The organism is Cnuibacter sp. UC19_7 (genome assembly GCF_042699995.1).
GTDB lineage: Bacteria > Actinomycetota > Actinomycetes > Actinomycetales > Microbacteriaceae > Cnuibacter.
This window is the reverse complement of the sequence record NZ_CP170560.1, coordinates 1,535,597-1,559,971: the sequence shown is the minus strand read 5'-3', so window position 1 is coordinate 1,559,971 and position 24,375 is coordinate 1,535,597. Positions and strand designations below refer to the sequence as shown.

At 71.6% G+C, this 24,375-nt stretch carries 19 protein-coding genes; 11 read left to right on the top strand and 8 right to left on the bottom strand.

Annotation, left to right across the window (positions count from 1 at the left end):
- The first annotated feature begins 105 nt into the window (after positions 1-105).
- The 5 genes from ACFJGV_RS07285 (at position 106) to ACFJGV_RS07265 (ending at position 6,390) form a co-directional block, all read left to right on the top strand.
- A complete protein-coding gene (locus tag ACFJGV_RS07285) occupies positions 106-276 on the top strand; it encodes a hypothetical protein (protein ID WP_378147960.1) in 171 nt (56 codons plus the stop codon).
- Between the two features lie 164 nt (positions 277-440).
- The gene (locus ACFJGV_RS07280; RefSeq protein ID WP_378147958.1) at positions 441-701 is read left to right on the top strand and encodes a hypothetical protein; all 261 of its coding nucleotides are present in this window, start codon (positions 441-443) and stop codon (positions 699-701) included.
- 86 nt (positions 702-787) lie between these two features.
- A complete protein-coding gene (locus tag ACFJGV_RS07275) occupies positions 788-1,375 on the top strand; it encodes a TetR/AcrR family transcriptional regulator (RefSeq protein WP_378147957.1) in 588 nt (195 codons plus the stop codon).
- 18 nt (positions 1,376-1,393) lie between these two features.
- Positions 1,394-4,372 (top strand): MMPL family transporter, encoded by a 2,979-nt coding sequence (locus ACFJGV_RS07270; RefSeq protein WP_378147955.1) that lies wholly within the window; start codon positions 1,394-1,396, stop codon positions 4,370-4,372.
- Positions 4,369-6,390 (top strand): YhgE/Pip family protein, encoded by a 2,022-nt coding sequence (locus ACFJGV_RS07265; protein ID WP_378147953.1) that lies wholly within the window; start codon positions 4,369-4,371, stop codon positions 6,388-6,390. The genes ACFJGV_RS07270 and ACFJGV_RS07265 overlap by 4 nt, the downstream gene beginning before the upstream one ends.
- 60 nt (positions 6,391-6,450) lie before the next feature.
- On the opposite strand, the gene ACFJGV_RS07260 is transcribed toward ACFJGV_RS07265, so the two are convergent.
- Positions 6,451-7,080 carry a TMEM175 family protein gene (locus ACFJGV_RS07260; RefSeq protein WP_378147952.1) on the bottom strand — a complete coding sequence of 210 codons (630 nt, stop codon included), beginning with the start codon at positions 7,078-7,080 and terminating at the stop codon, positions 6,451-6,453.
- Positions 7,081-7,233: 153 nt separating this feature from the next.
- Positions 7,234-8,178, bottom strand: coding sequence for a ketopantoate reductase family protein (locus ACFJGV_RS07255; protein ID WP_378147950.1), 945 nt, complete (start codon positions 8,176-8,178; stop codon positions 7,234-7,236).
- 141 nt (positions 8,179-8,319) lie between these two features.
- Here ACFJGV_RS07255 and ACFJGV_RS07250 point away from each other — a divergent pair, with 141 nt between their 5' ends.
- The 4 genes from ACFJGV_RS07250 to ACFJGV_RS07235 all read left to right on the top strand — a co-directional run bounded on the left by ACFJGV_RS07250 (position 8,320) and on the right by ACFJGV_RS07235 (position 12,925).
- The gene (locus ACFJGV_RS07250) at positions 8,320-9,564 is read left to right on the top strand and encodes a CynX/NimT family MFS transporter (RefSeq protein WP_378147949.1); all 1,245 of its coding nucleotides are present in this window, start codon (positions 8,320-8,322) and stop codon (positions 9,562-9,564) included.
- A gap of 148 nt (positions 9,565-9,712) precedes the next feature.
- The gene (locus tag ACFJGV_RS07245; protein ID WP_378147947.1) at positions 9,713-10,639 is read left to right on the top strand and encodes an LLM class F420-dependent oxidoreductase; all 927 of its coding nucleotides are present in this window, start codon (positions 9,713-9,715) and stop codon (positions 10,637-10,639) included.
- Between the two features lie 3 nt (positions 10,640-10,642).
- On the top strand, positions 10,643-11,671 hold the full coding sequence (locus ACFJGV_RS07240; RefSeq protein WP_378147946.1) for a nitronate monooxygenase: 1,029 nt from the start codon (positions 10,643-10,645) through the stop codon (positions 11,669-11,671).
- 90 nt (positions 11,672-11,761) lie between these two features.
- Positions 11,762-12,925: an RtcB family protein gene (locus ACFJGV_RS07235; protein ID WP_378147945.1), complete on the top strand. Its 1,164-nt coding sequence runs from the start codon at positions 11,762-11,764 to the stop codon at positions 12,923-12,925.
- 416 nt (positions 12,926-13,341) lie between these two features.
- Here ACFJGV_RS07235 and argG read toward each other — a convergent pair whose 3' ends face one another.
- Both argG and ACFJGV_RS07225 read right to left on the bottom strand, forming a co-directional pair.
- Positions 13,342-14,784: an argininosuccinate synthase gene (argG, locus tag ACFJGV_RS07230; protein ID WP_378147943.1), complete on the bottom strand. Its 1,443-nt coding sequence runs from the start codon at positions 14,782-14,784 to the stop codon at positions 13,342-13,344.
- Between the two features lie 53 nt (positions 14,785-14,837).
- Entirely contained in the window at positions 14,838-15,917 is a 1,080-nt protein-coding gene (locus tag ACFJGV_RS07225; RefSeq protein ID WP_378147941.1) for an AI-2E family transporter, read from the bottom strand.
- A 414-nt stretch (positions 15,918-16,331) separates the two neighbouring features.
- Here ACFJGV_RS07225 and ACFJGV_RS07220 point away from each other — a divergent pair, with 414 nt between their 5' ends.
- Both ACFJGV_RS07220 and ACFJGV_RS07215 read left to right on the top strand, forming a co-directional pair.
- Positions 16,332-18,581, top strand: coding sequence for a DEAD/DEAH box helicase (locus ACFJGV_RS07220; protein WP_378147939.1), 2,250 nt, complete (start codon positions 16,332-16,334; stop codon positions 18,579-18,581).
- A gap of 49 nt (positions 18,582-18,630) precedes the next feature.
- Complete coding sequence (locus ACFJGV_RS07215; RefSeq protein ID WP_378147938.1) at positions 18,631-19,632, top strand: DMT family transporter; 1,002 nt, start codon at positions 18,631-18,633, stop codon at positions 19,630-19,632.
- Between the two features lie 120 nt (positions 19,633-19,752).
- On the opposite strand, the gene ACFJGV_RS07210 is transcribed toward ACFJGV_RS07215, so the two are convergent.
- The 4 genes from ACFJGV_RS07210 to ACFJGV_RS07195 are packed head-to-tail and all read right to left on the bottom strand — an operon-like array spanning position 19,753 to position 24,375.
- Positions 19,753-20,619, bottom strand: coding sequence for an aldo/keto reductase (locus ACFJGV_RS07210; RefSeq protein ID WP_378147937.1), 867 nt, complete (start codon positions 20,617-20,619; stop codon positions 19,753-19,755).
- Between the two features lie 26 nt (positions 20,620-20,645).
- A complete protein-coding gene (locus ACFJGV_RS07205; protein WP_378147935.1) occupies positions 20,646-21,743 on the bottom strand; it encodes an ABC transporter permease in 1,098 nt (365 codons plus the stop codon).
- Complete coding sequence (locus tag ACFJGV_RS07200; protein WP_378147934.1) at positions 21,740-22,747, bottom strand: ABC transporter permease; 1,008 nt, start codon at positions 22,745-22,747, stop codon at positions 21,740-21,742. The genes ACFJGV_RS07205 and ACFJGV_RS07200 overlap by 4 nt, the downstream gene beginning before the upstream one ends.
- Positions 22,744-24,375: a sugar ABC transporter ATP-binding protein gene (locus ACFJGV_RS07195; protein ID WP_378147932.1), complete on the bottom strand. Its 1,632-nt coding sequence runs from the start codon at positions 24,373-24,375 to the stop codon at positions 22,744-22,746. Before ACFJGV_RS07195 ends, ACFJGV_RS07200 begins: the two co-directional genes overlap by 4 nt.

Here is a 24,375-nt window from a genome sequence, read left to right as displayed (position 1 = left end):
GTCGGCGTCGTGGGCGTAGGGTGGGGACACATTCGAGACTGCGACGGTGCAGGTTGGCTCGGGGGCAAGCCCGTGCGCCGTGGCGCGAGCACGGGAGGCGCAACGGTGCGCAAGGAACGACGGGGGAACGCGGTCGCCGCAGTCTGCGGTGCGGTGATGCTGGTGGCGGGGCTGATCATGATGGCCGGCGGTGTCGAGGCAGGACTGCTCGTCACGCTGTTCGGTGGCACGACGTCGTTCGTGTTCGCCGTCGCCGCCTTCCGTACGCGGATGTGAGCCGTCGGCGATCCGCCCGACCCCTCTCGCCACGCCATCTTCCTCTGGCGCCCGATCGGATGAACGGGACGTGAATCGTCATAACGGTTCGGTCTCAGCGGCGTCTCGGCCCCTCTCGGGGGCGTAGCGTCGAAGGCGACCGCGTGGAACGAGAGGGGAGACCCGTGGACGAGAGACCAGGTGTGCCCGACGTGGTGACCAGCTTCGTCGGCTTCTTCGTCGCCGTCGGATTGGCGCTGGGCGTCACCGCGATCCTGGCCGACAAGCCGGCCCTCCTTCTTTTCTCTCTGGTCTCGTTCGCGTTCGCCGTGTCCTCCGTGGTGCTCGGTCACCGCGGCCGTGCCCGGGCCGAGACCGAGCGTGTCTCGGCGGCCGACGAGCTCGAGATCGCGGCTGAGCCTCAGATCGTCGACGAGCGGATCTGACCGCAGATCGCGCGCTCTGACCTCAGATCGCGCACTCTGACCGATCGTTCAGTTTCCGACCGATCGGTCAGGCTACTGTCGGGGGCATGAGCCCTTCGACCCGACAGGCCTCCACCCGGCCCGACGCTGCTGATGATCTGCGCGCCATCGCGCTCCGGATGTTCGCCCAGACCGGGTATGCCGGCACCAGCCTCCAGCAGATCGCCGACGCCGCCGGCTACTCGAAGTCGAGCGTGCTGTACCACTTCTCCTCGAAGGAGGCGCTCTTCGAGTCGGCCATCGAGCCCGCGGTGAAGACGCTCGGCGCCTTCCTCGACACCAGCGTGCGCCGGGTCCGCTCGGCCGAGGAGCTCGAGACCTTCGTCGAGGAGTTCGTCGACGTCATGCTGGCCCACCGGCCCGAGGTGCACATCATCATCAACCAGGGCCGCACGCTCTCCGACATCGGCCTCATCGACGAGGCGCTCGGCTACATCGAGCGCATCGGCGACTCCGTGATGGCCGAGCTGCCGTCGGCGACCGAGCGCATGCGACTGAGCATCGCCCTCGCCGGCGCCGCCTACATCCTCGCCGTCGCGCCGGTCGATCCGGAGGACGACGACATGCCCGTCGACGAGGTCAGGGAAGCCCTCGTCGAGGTCCTCACCGACCTCCTCCGCCCGCTGTCCGTCTGACCCCAGGAGAGCTTCCCCATGGCCACCTTCCTCTACCGCATCGGACGCTTCGCCTACCGGCGGGCCTGGTACGTCATCGCCGCCTGGGTGCTCGCGCTCGGCGCCGTGCTCGGAGCCGGGCTCGCGCTGGGCGGCCAGTTCCAGGAGAGCTTCACGATCCCGGGCACCGAGTCGCAGCAGACCATCGACCAGCTCGACCGCGTCTTCCCGCAGGTCGCCGGCGCGTCGGCGCAGGTGGTCTACCAGGCGCCGCAGGGCTCCACGGTCGACGACCCCGCGGTGAAGCAGGCCATCCAGGACATGGCGACCACGATGGGCGACCAGGCCCAGGTCGCCGCCGTGGTCGACCCGTACTCGGAGTACGCCACCAACGCGATCTCCGAGGATCGCACCATCGCGTACACGCAGGTCCAGTTCGACGGCCCCAGCACCGACGTCACCCCGCAGACCCTCGATGACCTGCAGGCGGATGCGGCGCCCGCGGAGGCGGCCGGCATCCGTGTCGTGTTCGGCGGCTCGGTGTTCCAGGAGGTGTCGTTCGGGCTGACCTGGACCGAGGCCGTCGGCGTGCTCTTCGCCGGCGTCGTCCTCTTCGTCACGTTCGGATCGCTGCTCGCGGCCGGGATGCCGCTGCTCTCCGCCATCCTCGGGGTGGGGCTCTCCTCGGGCGCGATCATGGTCACCGCCGCCTTCACGACCGTGTCGAGCACGGCCCCGATGCTGGCTGTGATGATCGGGCTCGCGGTGGGGATCGACTACGCGCTCTTCATCCTGTCGCGGCACAGATCGCAGCTCGCGCAGGGGCTCGATCCGGAGGAGTCGGCCGCGCAGGCGGTTGCGACCGCCGGGGGAGCGGTGGTGTTCGCCGGCGTCACCGTGATCATCGCGCTGCTCGGTCTGCTGGTCGTGGGCATCCCGTTCCTGTCGGTCATGGGTGTGGGCGCCGCGTTCGCGGTGCTGGTGGCGGTGAGCATCGCCGTGACCCTCATCCCCGCGATCATGGGTGTCGCCCGCGGGCGCCTCGTGCCCAAGGCGGGTTCGCGCGCGCAGCGCCGTGCCCTCGCCGCGGCGGAGCACGACGGCGAGGGCACGGCGAAGCCGTCGCTCGGCGGACGCTGGGTGCGCATCGTGATGAAGGCGCCCCTCGTCTTCATCATCGCGATCATCGGTCTCCTCGGCGTCGCCTCCATCCCGGCGCTGAGCCTCGACCTCAACCTCCCGACGGCCGCGTCGGAGCCGGAGGACGACACCGCCCGCCAGGCCTACGACCTCATCGCCGAGGGCTTCGGCCCCGGGTACAACGGCGCCATCGTGGTGGCGGCCGACATCACGCAGACCACCGACATCCAGGACGACCTCGCGGGCATCCGTGCCGACCTGGAGGCCGTCGACGGTGTTGCCTACGTCGGCCAGGGACTGCCCGACCAGGGTCTCGACACCGCGATCTTCCGCGTCGTGCCGACCACCGCGCCCGACGACCCCGCCACGAAGGACCTCGTGGAGCACCTCCGCGACCTCAAGGGGGAGATCGAGAGCCAGTACGGCACGCCCATCACCGTGAGCGGCCAGACCGCGGTCGCGATCGACGTCTCCACGCAGCTCACGAACGCGCTGCTGCCGTTCGGGATCCTCGTCGTCGGACTCTCGATCGTGCTGCTCGCGATGGTGTTCCGCTCGCTCGCCGTGCCGATCAAGGCGGCGCTCGGCTTCGCCCTCTCGGTGGCCGTGTCGTTCGGCGTGACCGTGGCGGTGTTCCAATGGGGATGGCTCGCCGACGTGCTGCACGTCACCTCGACGGGTCCGATCATCAGCTTCCTGCCCATCCTCCTCATGGCGATCCTCTTCGGCCTCGCCATGGACTACGAGGTCTTCCTCGTCTCCGGCATGCGGGAGGAGTTCGTGAAGTCCGGCGATGCCCGGCGCGCCGTGCGCGTCGGCTTCCAGCACGGCGCGCGGGTGGTCACCGCCGCGGCGCTCATCATGTTCTTCGTCTTCTTCGCGTTCGTGCCCGAGGGGGACGGCGCGATCAAGATGATCGCGCTGGCGCTCGCGGTGGGCGTCTTCGTCGACGCCTTCCTCGTGCGGATGACGCTCGTGCCCGCCGTGATGACCCTGCTCGGACGACGGGCCTGGTACCTGCCGCGCTGGCTCGACCGCATCCTGCCGAACGTCGACGTCGAGGGGGAGGGGCTGCGCGCCCACATCGAGGCGAAGGCCTGGGCCGACGGCCGCCGCGGCGACGTCCTCACGGCCGAGGGACTCCGCGTCGACGGGGTGGCCACCGCGGTGACGGCCTCGGCTCCCGAGGGTGCGCTCGTGCTGCTGAGCGGCGACCCGGCCGACCGGCGACTCGTCGCCGCCGCCTTCGCCGGACGCCTGGCCCCCGCCGCGGGTCACCTGCAGGCGCTCGGACATCCGCTGCCCTCGGCGCGGGTGCACGTCGAGCGCCGGTCGGCACTCGTCGACCTCGATGGCGGTCCGGCGGGCTCCGGCCCGGTGAGCGATGCCGAGACGGTCGGCGAGGCCGTGATCGAGCGGATGCGGTGGGGGCGCCCGGCGCTCCGTCGCGTTCCCCGCGGTGCGGTCGACGACCTGGTGCGCCGGTTCGACGCGGCGCTCGCGGGCGTCTCGCCGTCCGATGGGCGTGTGTCGATCCACACCCCGCTGAGCGCGCTGTCCGCCACCGGTCTCGCGCTGCTCCGCATCGCGCTCGCCGGCGCGCAGGGCGCGCGTCTGGTGCTCGCCGATCCCGGCGACGCGCCGCTCGCCGTGGGCGCGCCCGCGTTCCTCGCCGCCGCGGCCTCGGTCGTGGAGTCGGACGTCACCGTCGTGATCGGTGTGCCGGCGATCGAGGCGTCTGCCGCTGCCGGCCGGCCCGACCTCGCCGGGCGGCCGCTGGTCCGCATCCGCCTCGACGCCGGGCCCGGCCTGCACGCCGCGTCCGCCGGCGACATCCGACCCCTCGACACCGCTCGACTCGAAGGAGCCCACCGATGAGCGACGCGCTTCCCGCCTCCGCAGCCTCTACGCCGAGCGCGACCCCCGTCGCCCCCGCGGCGCCGTCGGCGACCTCGCGTCGCCGCACCCGCCTCGCGCTCATCGTGGTGACCGCGATCGCGATCGTGCTCACCCCGTTCGCCGTGAACGGACTGTTCACGGGCGCGCTGTCGAACGTCGACCAGTCGGTGGGCAGCATCCCGGCCGCCATCGTGAACGAGGACCAGCTCGTCACGACGACGAACGCCGACGGCACCCAGTCGGTGAACTTCGCCGGCCGCGGGCTCGTCACGGAACTCACCGGCACGGGCCAGAACGGATTCGACTGGACCGTCACGAACGCCGACGATGCCGCGGCCGGCCTCGCCGACGGCACGTACTACGCGGTGCTCACGATCCCGAGCGACTTTTCGGCCACCGTGGACACCCTCGGCACGCCCGATCCGAAGCAGGGTCTCATCGACATCGAGACCGACGACTCGCACGGATACCTCTCCGGCGTGCTCGCGTCGACCGTGGGCAGCGCCGTGCAGGCGGGCTTCGGGCAGACCATCACGGCGACCGTCGTGAACGGCATCTACACCTCGTTCGGCACGGTGGGCACGAGCCTCGAGGACGCCGCCGACGGTGCGACACAGCTCGGGTCAGGCGCCGGGCAGCTCGCCGACGGCGCGACCCAGCTCTCCGACGGGCTGTCGCAGTACACGTCCGGGGCGTCGACCCTCGCCTCCGGGGTCGCGCAGTACACGTCCGGGGTGACCTCGCTCGCCTCCGGGGTGCAGCAGTACACCGGAGGGGTGAGTCAGCTCGCGACCGGAGCGGACCAGCTGCGCACGCAGACCGCCCAGCTTGGTGACCTCGGGACGCTGGCCGTCTCGTATGCGTCGGGAGTGACGGACCTGTCGACGGGGCTGACGGCGCTGAATGCGTCGGTGGCGGGGGAGGAGCAGCTGCCCAAGGAGCTGAGAGATCAGATCGCCGGTCTCGCCGCGGGAGCCGCGAACCTCAACGGGTACAGCGCAGCACTCGCGGCGGGCGGCCAGGGCCTGCCCGCCCTCCAGAGCGGCATCTCCGGCCTCGCCGCAGGAGCGGACGAGCTCGCAGCGAACGGGCCCGCGCTGTCGTCGGGCGCCCAGCAGCTGGCGGCCGGCGGCCCGGCGCTCAGCTCCGGCGCCGACCAGCTCGCATCGAACGGACCCGCCCTGGTGGAGGGCGCGCAGCAGCTGGGGGCGGGCGCCGCGCAGCTCCAGAGCGGCTCGGGCCAGCTGGCCGCGGGCCTCACCGCGGGCGCCGACAAGCTCGGCGCGAGCACGAGCTCCGACCCCCAGGCCGCGGCCGACGTGATCGCGAAGCCGGTGGCGGTCGATGTGAGCGCCGCCAACGCCGTCTCCTCGGTCGGCCAGGTCATCTCCACGGTGATCCTCCCGGTCGCGCTGTGGATCGGCGCGCTCGCCCTGTTCCTCTGGCTGCGGCCGTTCTCGCGGTCGGTGCTCGCCTCACCCGCCTCCACGGGGCGGCTCGTGGGGCGGACCTTCCTCCGCTCCGCGGTGTTCGGCGTCGGACAGGCGGTCGTCGTCGTGGCGTTCCTGCACCTCGCGCTCGGCGCATCCTGGAGTCTGCTGCCCGCAACGCTCGGGTTCTCACTAGGCATGTCGTTCGCCTTCATGGCGTTCCATCAGCTGCTCGCGACCGCGTTCGGGCGGATGGGCGCCTTCGTCTCGCTGGTGCTGCTCGCGCTGCAGATCGCCTCGACCGGCGGGCTCTACCCCGTGCAGCTGCTGTCGGCGCCGTTCCAGGCGATCAACACGGTGAGCCCGCTCGCCTACGCGGTGTCGGGGCTGCAGGCGATCCTCACCGGCGGATCCGCCTCGGTGGTGTGGACCGGGGTGGTCGTGATGGTGGTGACCCTCGCGATCGGGCTGCTGCTCTCGCTGTGGGCGCTCGGTCGGCGGCGGAGGCCCACGGCCCTGGGGTGGGTGGTGCCGGCGTGGTCGGCGCGCCGGCCCCGGCGGGCGTGAGACTGCCCGGGGTACGTGGGGGGCGCGGCCGGGCTCGCGCCGGCGGTGTGAGCTGAGCGGTCAGCGCTCCGCGGGTGCCGCGGTCCTGCGCTCGCGGGCGACCTGGATGCGGCGCGTCACCACCTGAGCAGGTGCGATGAGGAGCAGCGTCCAGAGGTGGGTCCCCGGCACCAGGATGGTGACGGCCAGTGCCAGCAGCAGGGCGATCGTCACCGCGAGGGCCGGGATGTAGCTCAGCGCCTCGCGGCCGCCCGCGATCAGCTCCGGACGCGCCCGGACGAGGAGGACCTGCGCGAGCAGCGCCGCCGCCGTCACGATCATCGTGCCGATGTACAGGGCGGCGGCACCGGCATCGTCGTGGCCGCTGGCGATGATCTCGGTGGGAAAGGGGAGGAACACGATCGACGCCAGCCAGAGCATGTTCGTCCAGATCAGGCCCCGCGTGTAGCCCGTCAGATAGTCGTACACGCGGTGGTGGGCCATCCAGAACACCGCGATCACCGCGAAGCTCAGCCCGAACCCGAACAGTCGGGTGGCGTTGTCGAGGAGCAGGTCGCCGACCGTGTCGATGCCGTTCTGCCCGAGCTCGGAGGCGAGGTCGATCAGCGGCAGTCCGAGGAGCGTGATCGCGATGGCGACGACCGCATCCGAGAAGTTCACCAGCCGGTCGAAGCTGCGCTCGTGTGCCATGCACACATCCTGCCAGGCCGTCTCGCCCTCCGCGGGCGGGCGCATGGCCGTCGAAAGGTCGCGTCAGAGCGAACATGGCGCGATATACGCCTCATGTGCGCTCTGACGTGACCTTTCGACGGTCACTCGAGCGTCGCCGGCCCCGGGCGGTCGTCAGAGGCGGTTCTCGTAGACGCGGATGCGGGCGTAGGCCGCGGAGAGGAGCGGCGCGTCGACGCCGCGTCGCACCGCGCGCTCGACCAGGTCGCCCAGGATGTGCTCGTTCTCCACCGTGAGACCCTGGCGCAGGTCGCGGAAGAGCGACGTCGTGAACGACGAGCCGGGCTCGGTGAGCGCCGAGCGCACGGTCTCGAGCGCCCGCGCCGAGGGCGGATACCCCTCGGCGGTGGCGACGGCGGCGATCTCGTCGATGATCCGCAGGGTCGACAGTGCACCCGTCGGGGTGGCGACGATCTCGCCGACGGCTCCGTCGTGCAGGCTCGTGGTCGCGCCGCCCGAGGCGAGGAACACCCACTTCTGCCACATCGCCGCGCGCACGTCGGCGGAGAGTCGGGTCTCGAAGCCCTGCCCGGTCAGTGCGGCGGCGAGGGCCGTCGTGCGGTCCGACTCCCCGCCAGCGAGCTCGCCGAGCGTGATGCTCGCGCCCGGGGCGAGCCGCCGCACGACGCCGCCCTCCTCGAGCTGCGCCGCGATCACGCAGAGGCCGCCCAGCACGCGGTCGCCGAAGGCATCCTGGAGCCGGTCGAGGTGGCGCATCCCATTGAGGAGCGGCAGCACCATGGTGTCGGCGCCGACGAACGGCGTGATGTCGTCGATCGCCGCGTCGAGCGCGTACGCCTTCACCGAGAGCACCACCGCGTCGAAGGGCGCCGCCGTGCCACCGTCGGCCGTGCCGGCCGCGCCTGCGTCGGCCGCGGTGACGGTCTGCGGATGCTCGTGCACGGTCACCGTGTCGCCCACCGCGACGCGCAGACCCTCGCGGCGCAGCGCATCCGCCCGCCTCTCACGCACGAGGAACGTGACGTCGCGCCCCGCCTCGATCAGCCCCGCGCCGAAGTACCCGCCCACGGCTCCGGCTCCCACGACGAGTACCCGCATGCTGTCTCCTGCCCTCGAGTCGTCTCTGCGGCGTTCGGCGACCTGGCCGAGCACACCCGGAAAGAGCGTACCCACGGCGCCCCCAGCCGCGGTTCCCGGGTGCACTGGGGCGGTGGGCTCGGTCGTAGGATGGGTCGGACGATGAGCATCCTCGACCGCAGCCGCAGCCTGTGGCCGATCCTCACCGGCATCGTCTTCATCGGCTTCATCCTGCGCGGGCCGATCGTCGCCGTGGCCCCCGTGACCGGCGCGATCAGCGTCGACCTCGGGCTGAACGCTGCCCAGATGGGCCTGCTCACCAGCCTGCCGGTGCTCTGCTTCGCGCTGATGACGCCGTTCGCGTCGCTCTTCGTGGGGAAGGCGGGGGCCAACCTCGCGACGACCATCGCGATCGTGGGAGTCGGCATCGGCACGATCGTGCGCTCGGCGGGCGGGGAGACCGCCGCCTTCACCGGAACGATCATCATGGGCGCGTTCATCACGGTGGGGAACGTGGTGATGCCCGTGATCATCCGCCGCGATGTCCCGGCGTACCGGGTCGGGATCGTGACCGGCGCCTACACGTCGGCGATGAACGTGAGCTCGATGGTGACATCGCTCGCCACGGCACCGCTCGCCGCGGCGTTCGGATGGCAGGTCGCGCTGCTGGCCTGGGTGTCGCTGGCGGTGCTGGCCGGCGCGGCGTGGCTGTTCGCCGTCGGCCCGCGCGCCGCCGTGCGCTGGGGCCCGCTGCGTCCGGCGATCGAGACGGGTGCCGTCGACACGATGATCGTCGACACCCGCGGCATCCCCGTCGTCACCCGGCGCGAGCCGCGCACGTGGAAGAACCTCTCCGCGGTCCTCCTCGCCCTCGCCTTCGCCGGGCAGGCGTTCACCTACTACGGACTGACGGCGTGGTTCCCATCCATCCTCGAGGATCGGGTGGGCTACGACGCGACGACGGCCGGCGCCAGCGCATCCGTGTTCCAGATCGCGGCGGTGGTGGGCGCGCTCGGTGTACCCCTGCTCGCCACGCGCCTCGGCATCCCGCGGACGTTCGCCCTCGTCGCCGCGCTCTGGATCTGCTGTCCGACCGGGCTGCTGCTCGCGCCGGACGCGTGGTTCGCGTGGGCGTTCCTCGGCGGCGTGGCGCAAGGCGGCGGCATCACCATCGTCTTCATGCTGGTGGTGGAGATGGCGCTCGACGGCACCCACTCGCGTCGGCTCTCGGCGATGGTGCAGGGCTGCGGCTACCTGCTCGGAGCGACCGCCCCCACCCTCGTCGGCGCCGTGCACGACGCGACCGCCGCCTGGGACGGCTCCCTCCTCGTGCTGGTCGCCTCCACCCTCGTCTTCACCGCCGCGGGCCTCGCCGCCACCGTGCGCGCCACCCGCGCCCTCCGCTGAGCCTCGCATTCGTCCGTCCGCACCCATTACCTCGGGTTTCGCGCCCTCTTTGGCGTCTCGCGGGGTCATCGGGCGCGCGAAACGTCAGACAGGCCGCGAAAGCAGGGGGAGGGGTGGGATGCGCGGCGTGGCCTGGCAGGATGGGGACGTGGAATTCAGGATCTTCACCGAACCCCAGCAGGGCGCCAGCTACGACGATCTCCTCGCGGTGGCGCAGGCCACCGAGAAGCTCGGCTTCGACGCCTTCTTCCGCTCCGACCACTACCTGCGCATGGGCCCCGGCGACCCGAACCCCGGCCCCACGGATGCGTGGACGACGCTGGCCGGGCTCGCCCGCGAGACCAGCCGCATCCGCCTCGGCACCCTCGTCTCGAGCGTGACGTACCGCTACCCGGGTGTGCTCGCGATCCAGGTCGCGCAGGTCGACCAGATGTCGGGCGGGCGCGTGGAGCTCGGCCTCGGCACCGGCTGGTTCGAGGAGGAGCACCGTGCCTACGGCATCCCGTTCCCGCCGAAGCGCTTCTCGATCCTCGAGGAGCAGCTCGAGATCGTCACCTCCCTCTGGGCCACCGAGCCGGGCAACACCTACTCCTTCAAGGGCCAGTACTACGAGCTCGTCGACTCGCCCGCGCTGCCGAAGCCGACGCAGTCGCCGCTGCCCGTCATCGTCGGCGGCAAGGGCGCGAAGCGCACGCCCCTGCTCGCGGCGCGCTACGCGAGCGAGTTCAACGTCCCGTTCCCCGACCCGGGTACGCTGCCCGGCCTCTTCCGCAACGTGCGTGAGGCGTGCGACGAGCTCGGCCGCGATCCCGACGACATGGTCTACTCGGCCGCGCTCATCGTCGCCGCCGGATCCGACGAGGCGGCCTTCCAGAAGCGCGCCGCCGCTATCGGCCGCGAGCCCGAGGAGCTGCGCGAGAACGGACTGGCGGGCACGGCATCCGAGATCGTCGACAAGATCGGCGCGCTGCGCGAGCAGGGCGTCGAACGCCTCTACCTGCAGGTGCTCGATCTGCACGACCTCGACCACCTCGACTTCATCGCGCGCGAGATCGTGCCCCAGGTCGGGGCCTGACCCGTGCCCGACAGCACCCGCTTCGACGTCGCGGGCCTGCAGTCGCCCGTCGTGCAGGCCCCGATGGCCGGCGGCGTCTCGACCCCGGCGCTCGCGGCGGCCGTCTCGGCAGCGGGCGGCCTCGGCTCCCTCGCCGCGGGTTACCTCACCGCCGACCGTGTGCGCGAGCAGATCGTCGAGACACGGATGCTTACCGACGCCCCGTTCGGCGTCAACGTGTTCGTCCCCGGGCAGTCCGTCGCCGACCCGGAGCGGGTGGCGGACTACGCGCTCTCGCTCGCGGCCGAGGCGGAGCGGCTCGGAACGACCGTGGGGGAGCCGCATCCGGATCACGACGACTGGCACGCCAAGATCGCCCTCCTCGAGGAGACCTCGCCCGCTGTCGCGTCGTTCACGTTCGGCGTGCCGTCGCAGGCGGTCGTGTCGCGACTTCAGGATGCGGGGGTCGCCGTGGGCGTGACCGTCACCTCGCTGCCCGAGCTGGTGCTGGCGAAGGCGTCGAAGCCCGACTTCGTCGTCGCGCAGGGTCCGCTCGCGGGTGGGCACCGCGGCACGTTCGATCCGGTCGCGCTGCCGAACGAGCAGCCGCTCTACGCGCTGCTGGCGGAGCTGACGTCGAACACGCGGCTGCCGATCGTCGTCGCCGGCGGGCTGGCCTCCTCGGAGGACGTCGAGGGTGTGCTCGCCGCGGGCGCCGCGGCGGCCCAGGCCGGCACGGCCTTCCTCCGGGCGGATGAGGCGGGCACGGCGCCGGCCTACCGCGCGGCCCTGGTCTCGGCCGAGTATCCCCGCACCGCGCTCACGAAGGCGTTCTCCGGTCGCTGGGCCCGCGGCCTCGTCAACGACTTCATGCGCGATCACGAGTCGGACGCCCCGTTCGGCTATCCCGAGGTGCACCAGCTCACATCGCCCCTCCGCAGGGCCGCCGCCGCGGCGGGGGACGCCCAGCGGATGGCGCTCTGGGCGGGTGTGCACCACGATCGCGCGCTCGCAGCCCCGGCCGCGACGATCCTCTCCACGCTCGTCCCGTAGTCCCCGTCGTCGCGGCGGCCGGATCGCGCTGCCGACCCCGTCCGTGTATGCTGCAAGGTTCGCTCAGGGGGAGCGGGCAGGAAGCACACCATGGAGAGAATCACGGAACGCCTGCTGAGCTGGGCGTCCATCCTCGACCCGCAGGCGCGGGAACAGGCCATCACGACGGCGTCGATGCCGTTCATCCACCCGCACGTGGCCTTGATGCCGGATGCGCACCTGGGCAAGGGGGCGACGGTCGGCAGCGTGATTCCCACGCTCGGCGCGATCATCCCCGCCGCCGTGGGCGTCGACATCGGATGCGGCATGATCGCCGTGCGCACGCAGTTCACGGCCGGCGATCTGCCCGCCGACCGCGCCCCGCTGCGCGAGGCGATCCAGCGCGCCATCCCGCTGTCGGCCGGCCGGTACAACAACGCATCGACGTCGTCGGCCAGCGAGCGCGTCGACGCCCTGCGTGCGCTTGCCGACGACGCGGGCTTCGACCCGGCCGCTTACGCCGCGAACTGGACGCTGCAGCTCGGGTCGCTCGGCTCGGGCAACCACTTCATCGAGGTGTCGGTCGACGAGCTCGACCGGGTGTGGCTGTTCCTGCACTCCGGCTCGCGGGGTGTGGGCAACAAGATCGCCACGCACCACATCGCGGTCGCCCAGGAGCGCTGTCGGCGCGACGGGGTGGCGCTGCCCGACCGCGACCTCGCCTTCCTCGAGGAGGGCACGGAGGAGTTCGACCGCTACATCGCCGAGCTGCGCTGGGCGCAGGAGTTCGCGCTGCAGAACCGCGAGGAGATGATGGACCGCGTCGTGGCCGCGCTCGCCGACTGGGCCGGCCCCGTCGACGAGCTCGAGCGGGTCAACTGCCACCACAACTACACCGAGCGCGAGACGCACTTCGGTGAGGAGGTGTGGCTGTCGCGGAAGGGCGCCATCGACGCCTCCGCGGGTCGGCCCGGCCTCATCCCCGGGTCGATGGGCACCCGCTCGTACGTGGTGGTGGGTCGCGGCTACACCGACTCGCTGCGTTCGTCCCCGCACGGCGCGGGCCGCGAGTACTCCCGCACGAAGGCGCGGAAGACGTTCACGCGCGACCAGCTCGACGAGGCGATGGCCGGCATCGAGTGGATCCGTTCCGACGCGTTCCTCGACGAGATCCCGCAGGCGTACAAGCCCATCGACCGGGTGATGGCCGATGCGGCCGACCTGGTCGAGATCCGGCACGAGCTGCGCCAGCTGGTCAACGTGAAGGGCGACTGAGCGTCCGGGCCCCCTGGGCGCTCGGGCCGCTCGGGCCGCTCGGGCACGGAGCCAACTCCGGAGATCCGGGGCGGATCGAGCTGACTCCGGACTTCTGGCGGCGTGTCGCGCCTAGAGTCCGGAGTTGGCCCGGCCCACGTGCCGCCCCTGCCGTTCGGCTCACGGCCGACGCGAGCACACCCAGAAGGCGTGGGTGGCGCGGGCGGGAAGCCGCTTTCCCCGGGGGCACTCGGGCGCGAGACGCTCGAGCGCATCCAGAAGGCGCGGGTGGCTCGGACGGCAAGCCGCTTTCCTCGGGTGCGCTCGCAGACTGCGTCCGACGCACTCGCGCTGCTCGCGCGCAGCGCTCACCCAACGCACGCGCGGCGCTCGCGCAACGCACGCGCGGCGCTCGCGCAACGCACGCGCGGCAGGGGTCAGTCGGTGCCGGCGTCGAAGGCGGCGGACTCCGAGGCGGCGTCGGTGGCGCGCTCGAGCGCCTCCTCGGCCGAGCTCGGGGCGGTGGCCGCGCCGAGGATGCGGTCGGCCTCGCCGACCTCGAGCTGTCCGACGAGGTCGGCGGTGGGGCCGCCGATCATGCCCGCCGCGGCGTACTGCTCGAGACGAGACCGCGAGTCGGCGATGTCGAGGTTGCGCATGGTGAGCTGGCCGATGCGGTCGTCGGGGCCGAAGGCGGCGTCGCCGACGCGCTCCATCGAGAGCTTCTCCGGGTGGTACGACAGCGCGGGGCCGGTGGTGTCGAGGATCGTGTAGTCGTCGCCGCGGCGCAGGCGCAGGGTGACCTCGCCGGTGACGGCGGAGCCGACCCAGCGCTGCAGCGACTCGCGCAGCATGAGCGACTGCGGGTCGAGCCAGCGTCCCTCGTACATGAGGCGGCCGAGGCGGCGGCCCTCGGTGTGGTAGTTCGCGACGGTGTCCTCGTTGTGGATCGCGTTGAGCAGTCGCTCGTACGTGATGTGCAGCAGCGCCATGCCGGGCGCCTCGTAGATGCCGCGGCTCTTGGCCTCGATGATGCGGTTCTCGATCTGGTCGGAGACGCCGAGCCCGTGGCGGCCGCCGATGGCGTTGGCCTCGTAGACGAGGGCGACCGGATCGGTGTACTCGACACCGTTGATGGCGACGGGTCGACCGGCCTCGAAGCGGACCGACACCTCCTCGGTCGCGATCTCGACGTCGTCGCGCCAGGCGGCGACACCCATGATCGGCTCGACGATGTCGAGTCCGGCGTTCAGGTCTTCGAGGTTCTTCGCCTCGTGGGTGGCGCCCCAGATGTTGGCGTCGGTCGAGTACGCCTTCTCGGTGGAGTCGCGGTACGGGAAGCCGCGGGACACGAGCCACTCGCTCATCTCGGTGCGCCCGCCGAGCTCGCTGACGAACGTGGAGTCGAGCCACGGCTTGTAGATGCGCAGCGACGGGTTCGCCATGAGGCCGTAGCGGTAGAAGCGCTCGATGTCGTTGCCCTTGTAGGTGGAGCCGTCGCCCCAGATGTCGACGCCGTCCTCCTTCATGGCGCGCACGAGGAGCGTGCCGGTCGCGACGCGACCGAGCGGGGTGGTGTTGAAGTACGTCTTGCCGCCCGAGCGGATGTGGAAGGCGCCGCACGCCAGCGCGACGAGCCCCTCCTCGACGAGGGCGGTCTTGGCGTCGACGAGGCGCGCGAGTTCGGCCCCGTACTGCCCTGCGCGACCGGGCACGGCGGCGATGTCGGACTCGTCGTACTGGCCGATGTCGGCGGTGTAGGTGCAGGGGATCGCACCCTTCTCGCGCATCCACGCGACCGCACACGAGGTGTCGAGGCCGCCGGAGAAGGCGATTCCGACACGTTCACCGACAGGGAGGCTGCTCAGGACTTTCGACACGCCCTCAATGCTACTGGCCGCGGGGTCGCCGGATCAGCGCGCGCATCCGGCACTCAGGCGTCGGGCTCGCGCGCCGCCGATCGCTGCCCGGAGAACCACCGCAGCCACCGTGTCCCGGGATCGCCGTCGAGCACGAGCGCCCGCACGAGCAGCGTGAGCGGGATCGAGAGGATCGCACCCAGCGGGCCGATGATGAACGTCCAGAAGATGACCGAGAAGAAGCTCAGCGTGAGGCTGAGGTCGACCGCATCGCTGACGAACTTCGGCTGCACCAGCACCTGCAGCACCACGTTCGCCACGCAGTAGAGCGCGATCACCGCGAGCATCAGCGGCCAGCCGCCCACGATGAGCGCCAGCACGGCCGGGGGGATCAGCCCCAGCACGAAGCCGATGTTCGGCACGAAGTTCGTGACGAACGACAGGATCGCCCACACCACGGGGATGGGGATGCCGAGCGCCCACAGGGCGAGTCCGTCGATGATCGCCACCACCGCGCCGAAGATCGCGTTCACCACGAAGTACCGCCGCACGCTCCGGTTGTAGGAGCGCACGCGCGCCATCAGCGGCCGCGACGCCTCCACGCCGAACTCCCGCTCGACCCCGGCGTAGCGCGCGCCGTCGGCAGCCATGAAGATGACGTACGCGAGCACGAAGAACATCGCGGTGAGCACGCTGAGCACGGTGCCGCCCACCGAGGTCACGTACCCCACCACGTTCGACGACGACACGGCGTTCCGCAGCGCGTCGCCCGCATCCTGATCGAGGCCGAACTGCTGCAGCCAGACCACCACGGAGTGCGCGGTCGACTCGAGCTGACCCTCGTAGTCGCCGACCAGCCCCACGAACTGCCGCCCGGCGAAGTACAGCAGCGCACCGAGGCCGGCGAGGACCACGTACGCGACGCCCACGACCGCCGTCGTGGCCGCCCAGCGGGGCCATCCGGCCCTCTCGAGCGGATGCCGCACCGGATGGCAGATGATCACGATCACCGCGGCGAGCAGCAGCGGGCCGGCCAGCTCACGGGCGAAGTAGAGCCCTGCGAGCACCACGGTCACCGCCGCCAACCCCAGCAGGATGCGCAGGGTCGGCGACAGCACGGGCTCGAAAGGGGGCGGCGGGTCTGCGCGTCGCACGCTGCCCACGCTAGCCCTCGTGCCGAGCCGTGCCGACGCGGCGTTGACCGTCGAAAGGTCGCCTGAGAGGCCAGACGGCGCGTATATGGACTCGTGATCGCTCTCACGCGACCTTCCGACGGTCATCCGGGCCCGGCGAACCGCAGACGCGAGGCGTGAGCACGTGGGCAGAGTGCTCGACTGGCGCTGACCGTCCCGGATGGGCTACGATGGAGGGTCGGCTTTTGGACACCGCGGAACACCGCGGCTGAACCATGTCAGTCCAGAGGGCCGGTCTCCCAGTCAGTGCGCAGAAGCGCTGGTCACTGGTGAGCGTCGCGTACGACACGGCCCCGGATAGAGATAGCCGGGTTTCGCACGAGCATCCGAAGCGGATGCGCAACGCATCTCAATACAGGAAACCCGGATATCACCATGCCCAAGACCAACAAGACGGGCGGCTTCAAGGCCCCCAAGAACTACGAGCCCAATCGCGGCTCGAAGCCCGGTAGCCGCAGCGCGGGTCACCGCGGCTACCGTCCCGCAGAGGAGGGTGAGGCGCCGCGCAAGCAGCGCTGGACCACGTCCGACCGCGAGGCGCGCGCCGACCGCGACACCCGTACCGGCCGCGCTCCCCGCGAGGACGGCTTCACCCGCGACCGCGCCGAGCGCGACGGCGGAGCCCGCGGCGGTCGCGACGACCGCGGCGGCTACGGCCGCGGCTCGCGCTTCGGCCGCGACGGCGGTGCCGGTGCCGGTCGCGATGACCGCGGCGCACGTGGCGGCTTCAGTCGCGATGGTGGTGCGGATGCCCGTGGCACGCGTCGCTTCGACCGCGACGACCGCTTCGGTGCGGGCCGCGACGCCCGCGCTGGCGCCCCCCGCGACGGCGGTGAGCGCGGTGCGCGCTACGGCCGTGACGACCGCTTCACCGGTCGCGACGACCGCGGTGGACGCGACGACCGCGGAGGCCGCGGCGGCTACAACCGGGACGAGCGTCCCTCGCGCGGCGACCGCTTCGAGCGCGACGGCGGAGCCGGGCGCCCCGCGCGGTCGTTCGACCGCTCCGACCGTCCCGCGCGTTCGTTCGACCGCGCTGACCGCCCTGAGCGTCCCGCCCGTTCGTTCGACCGCACCGACCGCCCTGCGCGTCCCGAGCGGTCGTTCGACCGCGCTGACCGCCCGGAGCGCAACGATCGCGACGACCGCGGATCGCGTCGCTTTGAGCGCACCGACCGTCCCGAGCGCTCCTTCGACCGCGGAGACCGCGGAGACCGCTCCTTCGACCGCAGCGACCGGGGCGACCGCAACGATCGTCCCCGTCGCGACAGCGCCGGCGGTGGCTACGGCCGCCGCGACCGCGACGACCGCGCCCCCCGCCAGTACGGCGAGCGCAGCGACCGCCGCGGCAGCGACTTCTACCCGAGCCGCGACGACCGTCCCGCGTTCACCCCGCAGGACGACGTCGTGCTCGAGCGCCTCGAGGCCCAGGCCACCGAGGCGAAGGACGTCGAGGGCGTGACCTTCGGCGACCTCGGTCTCGGCAACAACATCGTGCGTGCGCTCGCCGAGCTCGGCGCCGAGAGCCCGTTCCCCATCCAGGCCGCCACGATCCCCGAGGTGCTCGCGGGTCGCGACGTGCTCGGCCGCGGTCGCACCGGATCCGGGAAGACCATCGCGTTCGGCGCCCCGCTCGTCGAGAAGCTCATGGAGAACAACGGCGGCCAGCGCCGCCAGATGGGCCGGAAGCCCCGCGCCCTCATCCTCGCGCCCACCCGCGAGCTCGCGCTGCAGATCGACCGCACCGTGCAGCCCATCGCCCGCAGCGTGGGCCTGTTCACCACGCAGATCTACGGCGGCGTGCCGCAGGGCCGTCAGGTCGGCGCGCTGCAGCGTGGCGTCGACATCGTGATCGGCACCCCCGGTCGCATCGAGGACCTCATCAAGCAGCGCCGTCTCGACCTCTCCGAGGTGCAGATCACGGTGCTCGACGAGGCCGACCACATGTGCGACCTGGGCTTCCTCGAGCCGGTGCAGCGCATCCTGCGCGAGACGAAGGAGGGCGGCCAGAAGCTGCTCTTCTCGGCCACGCTCGACCGCGGTGTCGCCTCGCTCGTCGAGGAGTTCCTCGTCGAGCCCGCCGTGCACGAGGTCGCCGGTGAGGACCAGGCGTCCTCGACCATCGAGCACCGAGTGCTCGTGGTGGAGCACCGCGACAAGGACGCGATCATCGAGATGCTCGCCGACCGCGAGGGCAAGACGCTGATCTTCTCGCGCACCCGCGCCTACGCCGAGCGTCTCACCGACCAGCTGGAGGACGCGGGCATCGCGGCCACCAGTCTGCACGGCGACCTCAACCAGTCGCGCCGCACGCGCAACCTCGAGCGCCTCACCAGCGGCCGGGTCAACGTGCTCGTGGCGACCGATGTGGCGGCCCGCGGCATCCACGTCGACGACATCGACCTGGTCATCCAGGCGGACGCTCCCGACGAGTACAAGACGTACCTCCACCGCGCGGGCCGCACTGGCCGCGCGGGCAAGCGCGGTACCGTCGTGACGCTCATCCCGCGCACCCGCCGCCGCCGCATGGACGACCTCCTCGGTCGCGCCGAGATCGCCGCCGACACCGTGTTCGCCGCTCCCGGCGACCAGGTGCTCGTCGACCTGGCGGCTCCCCAGGCATGACCCTCGCCCCGTTCCGCCACTCTCGTGGCGCTTCGCCACGCTCATGAGCGTGGCGGAACGCCAAACAGGTGGCGGAACGGGCGCGGTGGGCGGGGTGCGCCCGCTCATGCCGCTGTGGCTCGCCGTCGTGGTGGCGTTCGTCTGCGGCGGCCTCATGGCCCTCCAGTCGCGCGTGAACGGTGAGCTCGGCTCCCGCCTCGGCGACGGATTCGCGGCGAGCGTCCTGAGCTTCGGCTCGGGTCTCGTGATCGTCACGGTGATCCTCGTGCTCATGCCGTCGGGCAGGCGCGGTCTTCGCCGCATCGCGCCCGCGGTGCGCGAGGGCCGCCTGCCCGTATGGCCGCTGTTCGGCGGGCTCTCGGGCGCGTTCTTCGTGCTCACGCAGAGCATCGCCTCGGTGGCGATCGGCATCTCGGTGTTCACCATCGCGTTCGTCGGCGGTCTCACCGCGAGCGGACTCGTCGTCGACCGCCTCGGGCTCGGCCCCGGCGGTCGTCGACTCATCACCACCCGCCGCGCGCTCGGCGCCGCCCTCGCGGTGGCGGCGGTCGTGTGGTCGGTGTCGGCGCACATCCGCGTCGACATCCCCGTGTGGCTGCTGCTCCTGCCGTTGATCGCGGGGTTCCTCAACGCGATCCAGCAGGGCGGCAACGGCCGCCTCGGCGCGGCCGTCGGCTCGGGCGTGACGAGCACGTTCGTCAACTTCGTGATGGGGACGGCCGGTCTCGTGATCGCGCTCGTCATCCACGCCGCGGTGGCGGGCACCGGCCTGCCGTCGTCGTACCCCAGCGACTGGTGGCTCTACATCGGCGGCGTGCTGGGCGTCGCGTTCATCTTCGGTCTCGCGACGGCCGTGCGCGTGACGGGTGTCCTCATCCTGGGCCTCTGCACCGTCGCGGGCCAGCTCACCGGAGCCCTCGTGCTCGACCTCGCCCTCCCGGGCGTCGCACCCTTGGACTGGACCACCCCCGCCGCGATCCTCGTCGTGGTCCTCGGCGTCGCGATCGCCACGGTCCCCGTCCGCCGCCGCGCTGTCCGCACCCCTCGCTGACCTCGCTCATGTAGCCGGGGTTTGTCCAGGATTCCGTCGCGAATCGGCGAAAAGGCGACGGAAACCTGGACAAAGCCCGGGGTAAGCGAGGCGCGCGGGGCCCCGGCCGGGGCCGGTGACTCAGACGAAGTCGTCGGGGTGGTAGCCGACGCGCTCGCCGGTCTCGAGCTTCGCGATGCGCTCGATGTCGGCGCCCGTGAGCTCGAAGTCGAGCACGTCGATGTTCTGGCGGATGCGGTCCTCGTGCGTCGACTTCGGGATGACGACGAGGCCGTTCTGCAGGTGCCAGCGGATCATCACCTGCGCCGGCGACTTGCCGTACTGCTCGCCGATCGAGACGAGCGTCTCGTCCGTCAGCAGGGTGTTGGGCTTCGAGTCGCCGCCCCATCCGGAGTTGCTGGTGCCGCCGAGCGGGCTCCACGACTCGGTCACGATGCCGTGCGAGTCGTCGAACGCGCGAGTCACCCACTGCGGCAGCTGCGGGTGCAGCTCCACCTGGTTGACCGCGGGCACGACCGATCCGCCCTCGAGGATCCAGTCGAGGTGGTGGGGCTCGTGATTGCACACCCCGATCGCCTGCGCCTTGCCCGACGCGAGGATCTCCTCCATCGCGAGCCACGTCTCGACCAGGCGTGAGCGGTCGCCCAGGGGCCAGTGGATGAGGAACAGGTCGAGGTAGTCGAGCCCCAGTCGCGACAGCGACGCATCCGCCGCGGCAAGCGTGCGCGTGCGACTGTGGTCGCTGTTCCAGAGCTTCGTGGTGACGAAGAGGTCCTCGCGGGGCACCGAGGCCGACGCGATGGCCCGCCCGACACCCTCCTCGTTGCCGTAGGCGCGAGCCGTGTCGATGTGGCGGTATCCGGCCTCGTCGATCGCGAGGCGCACGACACGCTCGGTCTCCTCGTCGGAGGCCTGCCACACGCCCAGTCCCAGCTGCGGCATGAGGGTTCCGGTGTTGAGCTCGAAGACAGGCACGGTGTTCGTCACGACCTCACCTTAACCACGATCGCCTGCTACGCGCCGCGGCGGCGGCCGTAGAGCGAGATCACCACGAGGATGATCGCGCCGTAGATGAGCTGCTGGATGTTGGCCCCCAGGTTCAGCACCGTCACGAGGGTGCTCACCTGCGCCAGCACGAGAGCGCCCCCCACGGTGCCGACGACCGACCCGCGTCCGCCGAAGATCGACGCGCCGCCGACCACGACCGCGGCGACCGACGAGAGCAGGTAGCTCGCGCCCATCGTCGCCGACGCCTGCTGGTAGTACCCCACGATCACGATGCCGGCGAAGGCGGCGAGCACGCCCGACACCACGTATCCCGAGATGCGTATGCGGTCGACCGAGAGCCCGGCGAGCCGCGACACCTCGGCGGCCGAGCCGGTGACGAACAGCGAACGCCCCCATCCGGTGAACGACAGGATGAGCTGCAGCACGACCATGAGACCGAGGCCGAGCGGCAGCACCGCCGCCATCGTGATCCCGAGCACCTCGATCTTCGCCGACGTGATCGCGACCACGAAGTCGGGCACCACGGTCAGCTCCGAGAAGTTGAACGCGAGCAGGATCACCCCGAACAGCAGCCCGTTCATCGCGATCGTGGTCACGATCGGTGTGAGCTGCAGCTTCGAGATCACGAGGCCGTTCAGTGCCCCGATCACCGCGCCCGAGAGCAGTGCCGCCACGAAGGCGCCCACCGGGCCGAGCGGCCCGACGAACGCGAGGAACGACAGCGCCGCGAATCCGATCGTGTTCGGCACCGAGAGGTCGATGCCGGCCTGGATCACGGCGACCGTCTGCCCGAACGACGCGATCGCGAGGATGATCGCGAACGTCGCCGTGCCGATGAGCGAGTCGACGGTGATGAGGTTGGGCCGGATGATGCCGCCGATGCCGAACAGCACGAGGAAGGCCAGCAACGGCCACACCGCGCGCGGCACGCGCCCCAGCCAGGACAGCCCGGAGGAGGAGCGCGAGGACGACGGCCCCGCGCCGGGGGAGGAGGACCCGGCCGGCCCCACCGGCTCCGCCGTCGTGCCGAGTGCGCCGGATGCGCTGCTCACCTCATCCGGATTCGATCCGGCCGAGTGCCCGGTCGCTGCGGTGGTGCTCATGATCGGGCTCCCTTCATGGCGAACGCCACCCGACGCCAGACGACGGGGATCCCGACGACCGCGACGATGATGAGCGCCGAGATGACGTACTGCCAGTACGAGTTGATGCCGGCGAAGAACAGCAGGTTGCCGATGAGGCCCAGCGTGCACGCGGCGAGGATGGTGCCGATGATCGACCCGCGTCCGCCGGTGAAGGCGGCGCCGGAGAGGGCGACCGCGGCGATCGACGACAGCAGGTACGGGTCGCCCGAGCGCGGGTCGCCCGTCACGGTCGAGCCGGCGAGCAGGATCGCGCCGATCGAGACCAACACACCCGAGAGCCCGAACGCGATGAGCTTCGTGAGCCGCGCGTTGAGCCCGGCGGCGCGGACGCTCTCCATGTTCGAGCCCACTCCGTAGACGTGACGACCGAGCGCCGTGCGCTGCAGCAGCAGCCAGAGCAGCACGGCCACGACGGCGAGCCAGACCAGCGAGATCGGCACGAACGGGAGCAGCTCGCCCGAGGTGGCGAGGTAGAACTCCTTCGTGATGCCGCCGCCGGGGGCGTCGAGCACCTCGCGCGAGAGCGAGCCGAAGATGAACGCCGAGGCCAGCGTCACCGCGATGGCGGGGAACCCGCCGTACGCCACGAGCAGGCCGTTGAAGAGCCCGCACGCGAGGCCGGTCGCGAGCCCGATGAGAATGGCGACCGGGACGGGCATCGTCTCCATCTGCACCGCGAACACCACGTTCGACAGGCTCATGATCGCGCCGATCGAGATGTCGATGCCGCCGACGAGCACGATGATGAGCTGCCCGAGGGCCACGAGGGCGAGCGGCACGACGAGGTTCGCCGCGGTCTGCAACTGGAACCGGGTGAGCAGCGACGGGTTGATCGCCACGTAGACGACGAAGAAGATCACGAACGCGCCGATGGGGGCGATCGCACCCTCCCGGCGGAGGCGCGTGATGCCCGTGCCGTTCAGGAACCCGAATCGCGAGGCAGCGGGGCTGAGGGTGCTCATGCGACCGCTCCGCCTCTGATCGCGGCGCTCGATCCGGTGACGGCGGCGCCGACCACCGCATCCGGGGTGAGACGTTCACCGGTCAGCTCGTCGGCGACACGGCCCTGGTACAGCACGACGACGCGATGGCACACGTGCACGAGCTCCTCCACTTCAGTCGAGAACCAGAGGATGCCGACGCCCTGCTTCGCGAGGTCGACGACGCTGGCATAGAGATCCTGCTTGGCCCGCACGTCGATGCCGCGTGTGGGGTCGTGCAGGAGGATGACGGTGCGGTCGCGGTTCATCCAGCGACCGAACACGAGCTTCTGCTGGTTGCCGCCGGACAGCGATCCGGCCAGCTCGAGCGGCCCGCGGGTGCGGACCGACAAGGCGGAGAGGATGCCGGTGATCCAGCCCTTCTCCTGCGACATCCGGGGTCGCCCGCCGAGCTGCCACCACCGGAACCACGGTGCGAGGAGGTTCTCGCCGACGCTCATCTCGAGTGCCAGGCCCTCCTTCTTGCGGTCCTCGGGCACGTACCCGAGGCCGCGGGCGACCGAGCGCTCCGGGGTGGTGCGGCGGATGCGCCTGCCGCCGACGATCCACGAGTCGGCCTGGGCGGGGCTCGCCCCGAACAGCGCGCGCAGCAGCTCCGCCTGACCGTGGCCCTGCAGGCCGCCGACGCCGAGGATCTCTCCGGCACCCACCTCGAGCGAGACGCTGCGGAGGCCCTCGGCCCGGAGGTTCTCGACCGACAGCGCCACCGCATCCGAGGTGCGAGGCGGGGGAGCGGGGAAGAAGCGCTCGGCCTCGCGGCCGGCCATCATCGAGATGAGCTCGTCGTCGGTCCAGCCGCCGCGGACGAACGCGCCGACGACCCGCCCGTCGCGGAGCACGGTGCCGCGGTCGGCGATCTCGGCGATCTCGCCCAGCCGGTGCGACACGTAGATGACGCTGCCGCCCTGTGCGGTCAGTTCGCGGATGCGGTCGAACAGCCACGCGACCCCGGGTGGGGTGAGCGCCGACGATGCCTCGTCGAGGATGAGCAGCTTCGGTGCGCCGGCCAGGGCCCGGGCGATCTCGACGAGCTGCCGATCGGCCAGCGAGAGCGAGCCGACGGCGGCCCGCGGATCGATCTGGGGCAGGTGCAGGGCGTCGAGCAGCTCGCGGGCGGCCCGCACCGCCTTCTTCTGCGAGTAGCCGCGGAGCGGGGCGCCGTCGGGGAGGCTGAGGTTCTCGGCGACCGTCCAGTCGGGCACGAGGGCCAGCTCCTGGAACGCGCAGCGGACGCCGGACTGGCGCGACTGACGCACGCTGCCGGAGGCGAGCGGCGCTCCCGCGACGGTGATCGCGCCCGAGGTGGGGGTCACCGCCCCGGCGAGCATCTTCGCCACCGTGCTCTTGCCTGCGCCGTTCTCGCCCACGAGGGCGAGCACTTCGCCGGGCATGCAGTGGAAGGTGACCCCCTGCACGGCTTTGACGGGCCCGTAGCTCTTGACCAGGTCGGTCGCGACGAGCAGGGCGTCGGCGGGCGGCGCCCCGAGGTGTGCCGTTCCGACGGGCGACGCGGCGGGCGCGTCGGATGAGGGGGAGGCGACGGGCGCCGCGACCGAGGTGGTCGCCGCGCCCGTCTGTGCGTCAGTCAC

What these genes read in the sequence shown, in the direction of transcription:
- ACFJGV_RS07275 (WP_378147957.1), top strand. Translation starts at nt 788, where the DNA reads ATGAGCCCTTCGACCCGACAGGCCTCCACCCGGCCCGACGCTGCTGAT.
- ACFJGV_RS07270 (WP_378147955.1), top strand. Translation starts at nt 1,394, where the DNA reads ATGGCCACCTTCCTCTACCGCATCGGACGCTTCGCCTACCGGCGGGCC.
- ACFJGV_RS07265 (WP_378147953.1), top strand. Translation starts at nt 4,369, where the DNA reads ATGAGCGACGCGCTTCCCGCCTCCGCAGCCTCTACGCCGAGCGCGACC.
- ACFJGV_RS07260 (WP_378147952.1), bottom strand. Translation starts at nt 7,080, where the DNA reads ATGGCACACGAGCGCAGCTTCGACCGGCTGGTGAACTTCTCGGATGCG.
- ACFJGV_RS07255 (WP_378147950.1), bottom strand. Translation starts at nt 8,178, where the DNA reads ATGCGGGTACTCGTCGTGGGAGCCGGAGCCGTGGGCGGGTACTTCGGC.
- ACFJGV_RS07250 (WP_378147949.1), top strand. Translation starts at nt 8,320, where the DNA reads ATGAGCATCCTCGACCGCAGCCGCAGCCTGTGGCCGATCCTCACCGGC.
- ACFJGV_RS07235 (WP_378147945.1), top strand. Translation starts at nt 11,762, where the DNA reads ATGGAGAGAATCACGGAACGCCTGCTGAGCTGGGCGTCCATCCTCGAC.
- ACFJGV_RS07220 (WP_378147939.1), top strand. Translation starts at nt 16,332, where the DNA reads ATGCCCAAGACCAACAAGACGGGCGGCTTCAAGGCCCCCAAGAACTAC.
- ACFJGV_RS07205 (WP_378147935.1), bottom strand. Translation starts at nt 21,743, where the DNA reads ATGAGCACCACCGCAGCGACCGGGCACTCGGCCGGATCGAATCCGGAT.
- ACFJGV_RS07200 (WP_378147934.1), bottom strand. Translation starts at nt 22,747, where the DNA reads ATGAGCACCCTCAGCCCCGCTGCCTCGCGATTCGGGTTCCTGAACGGC.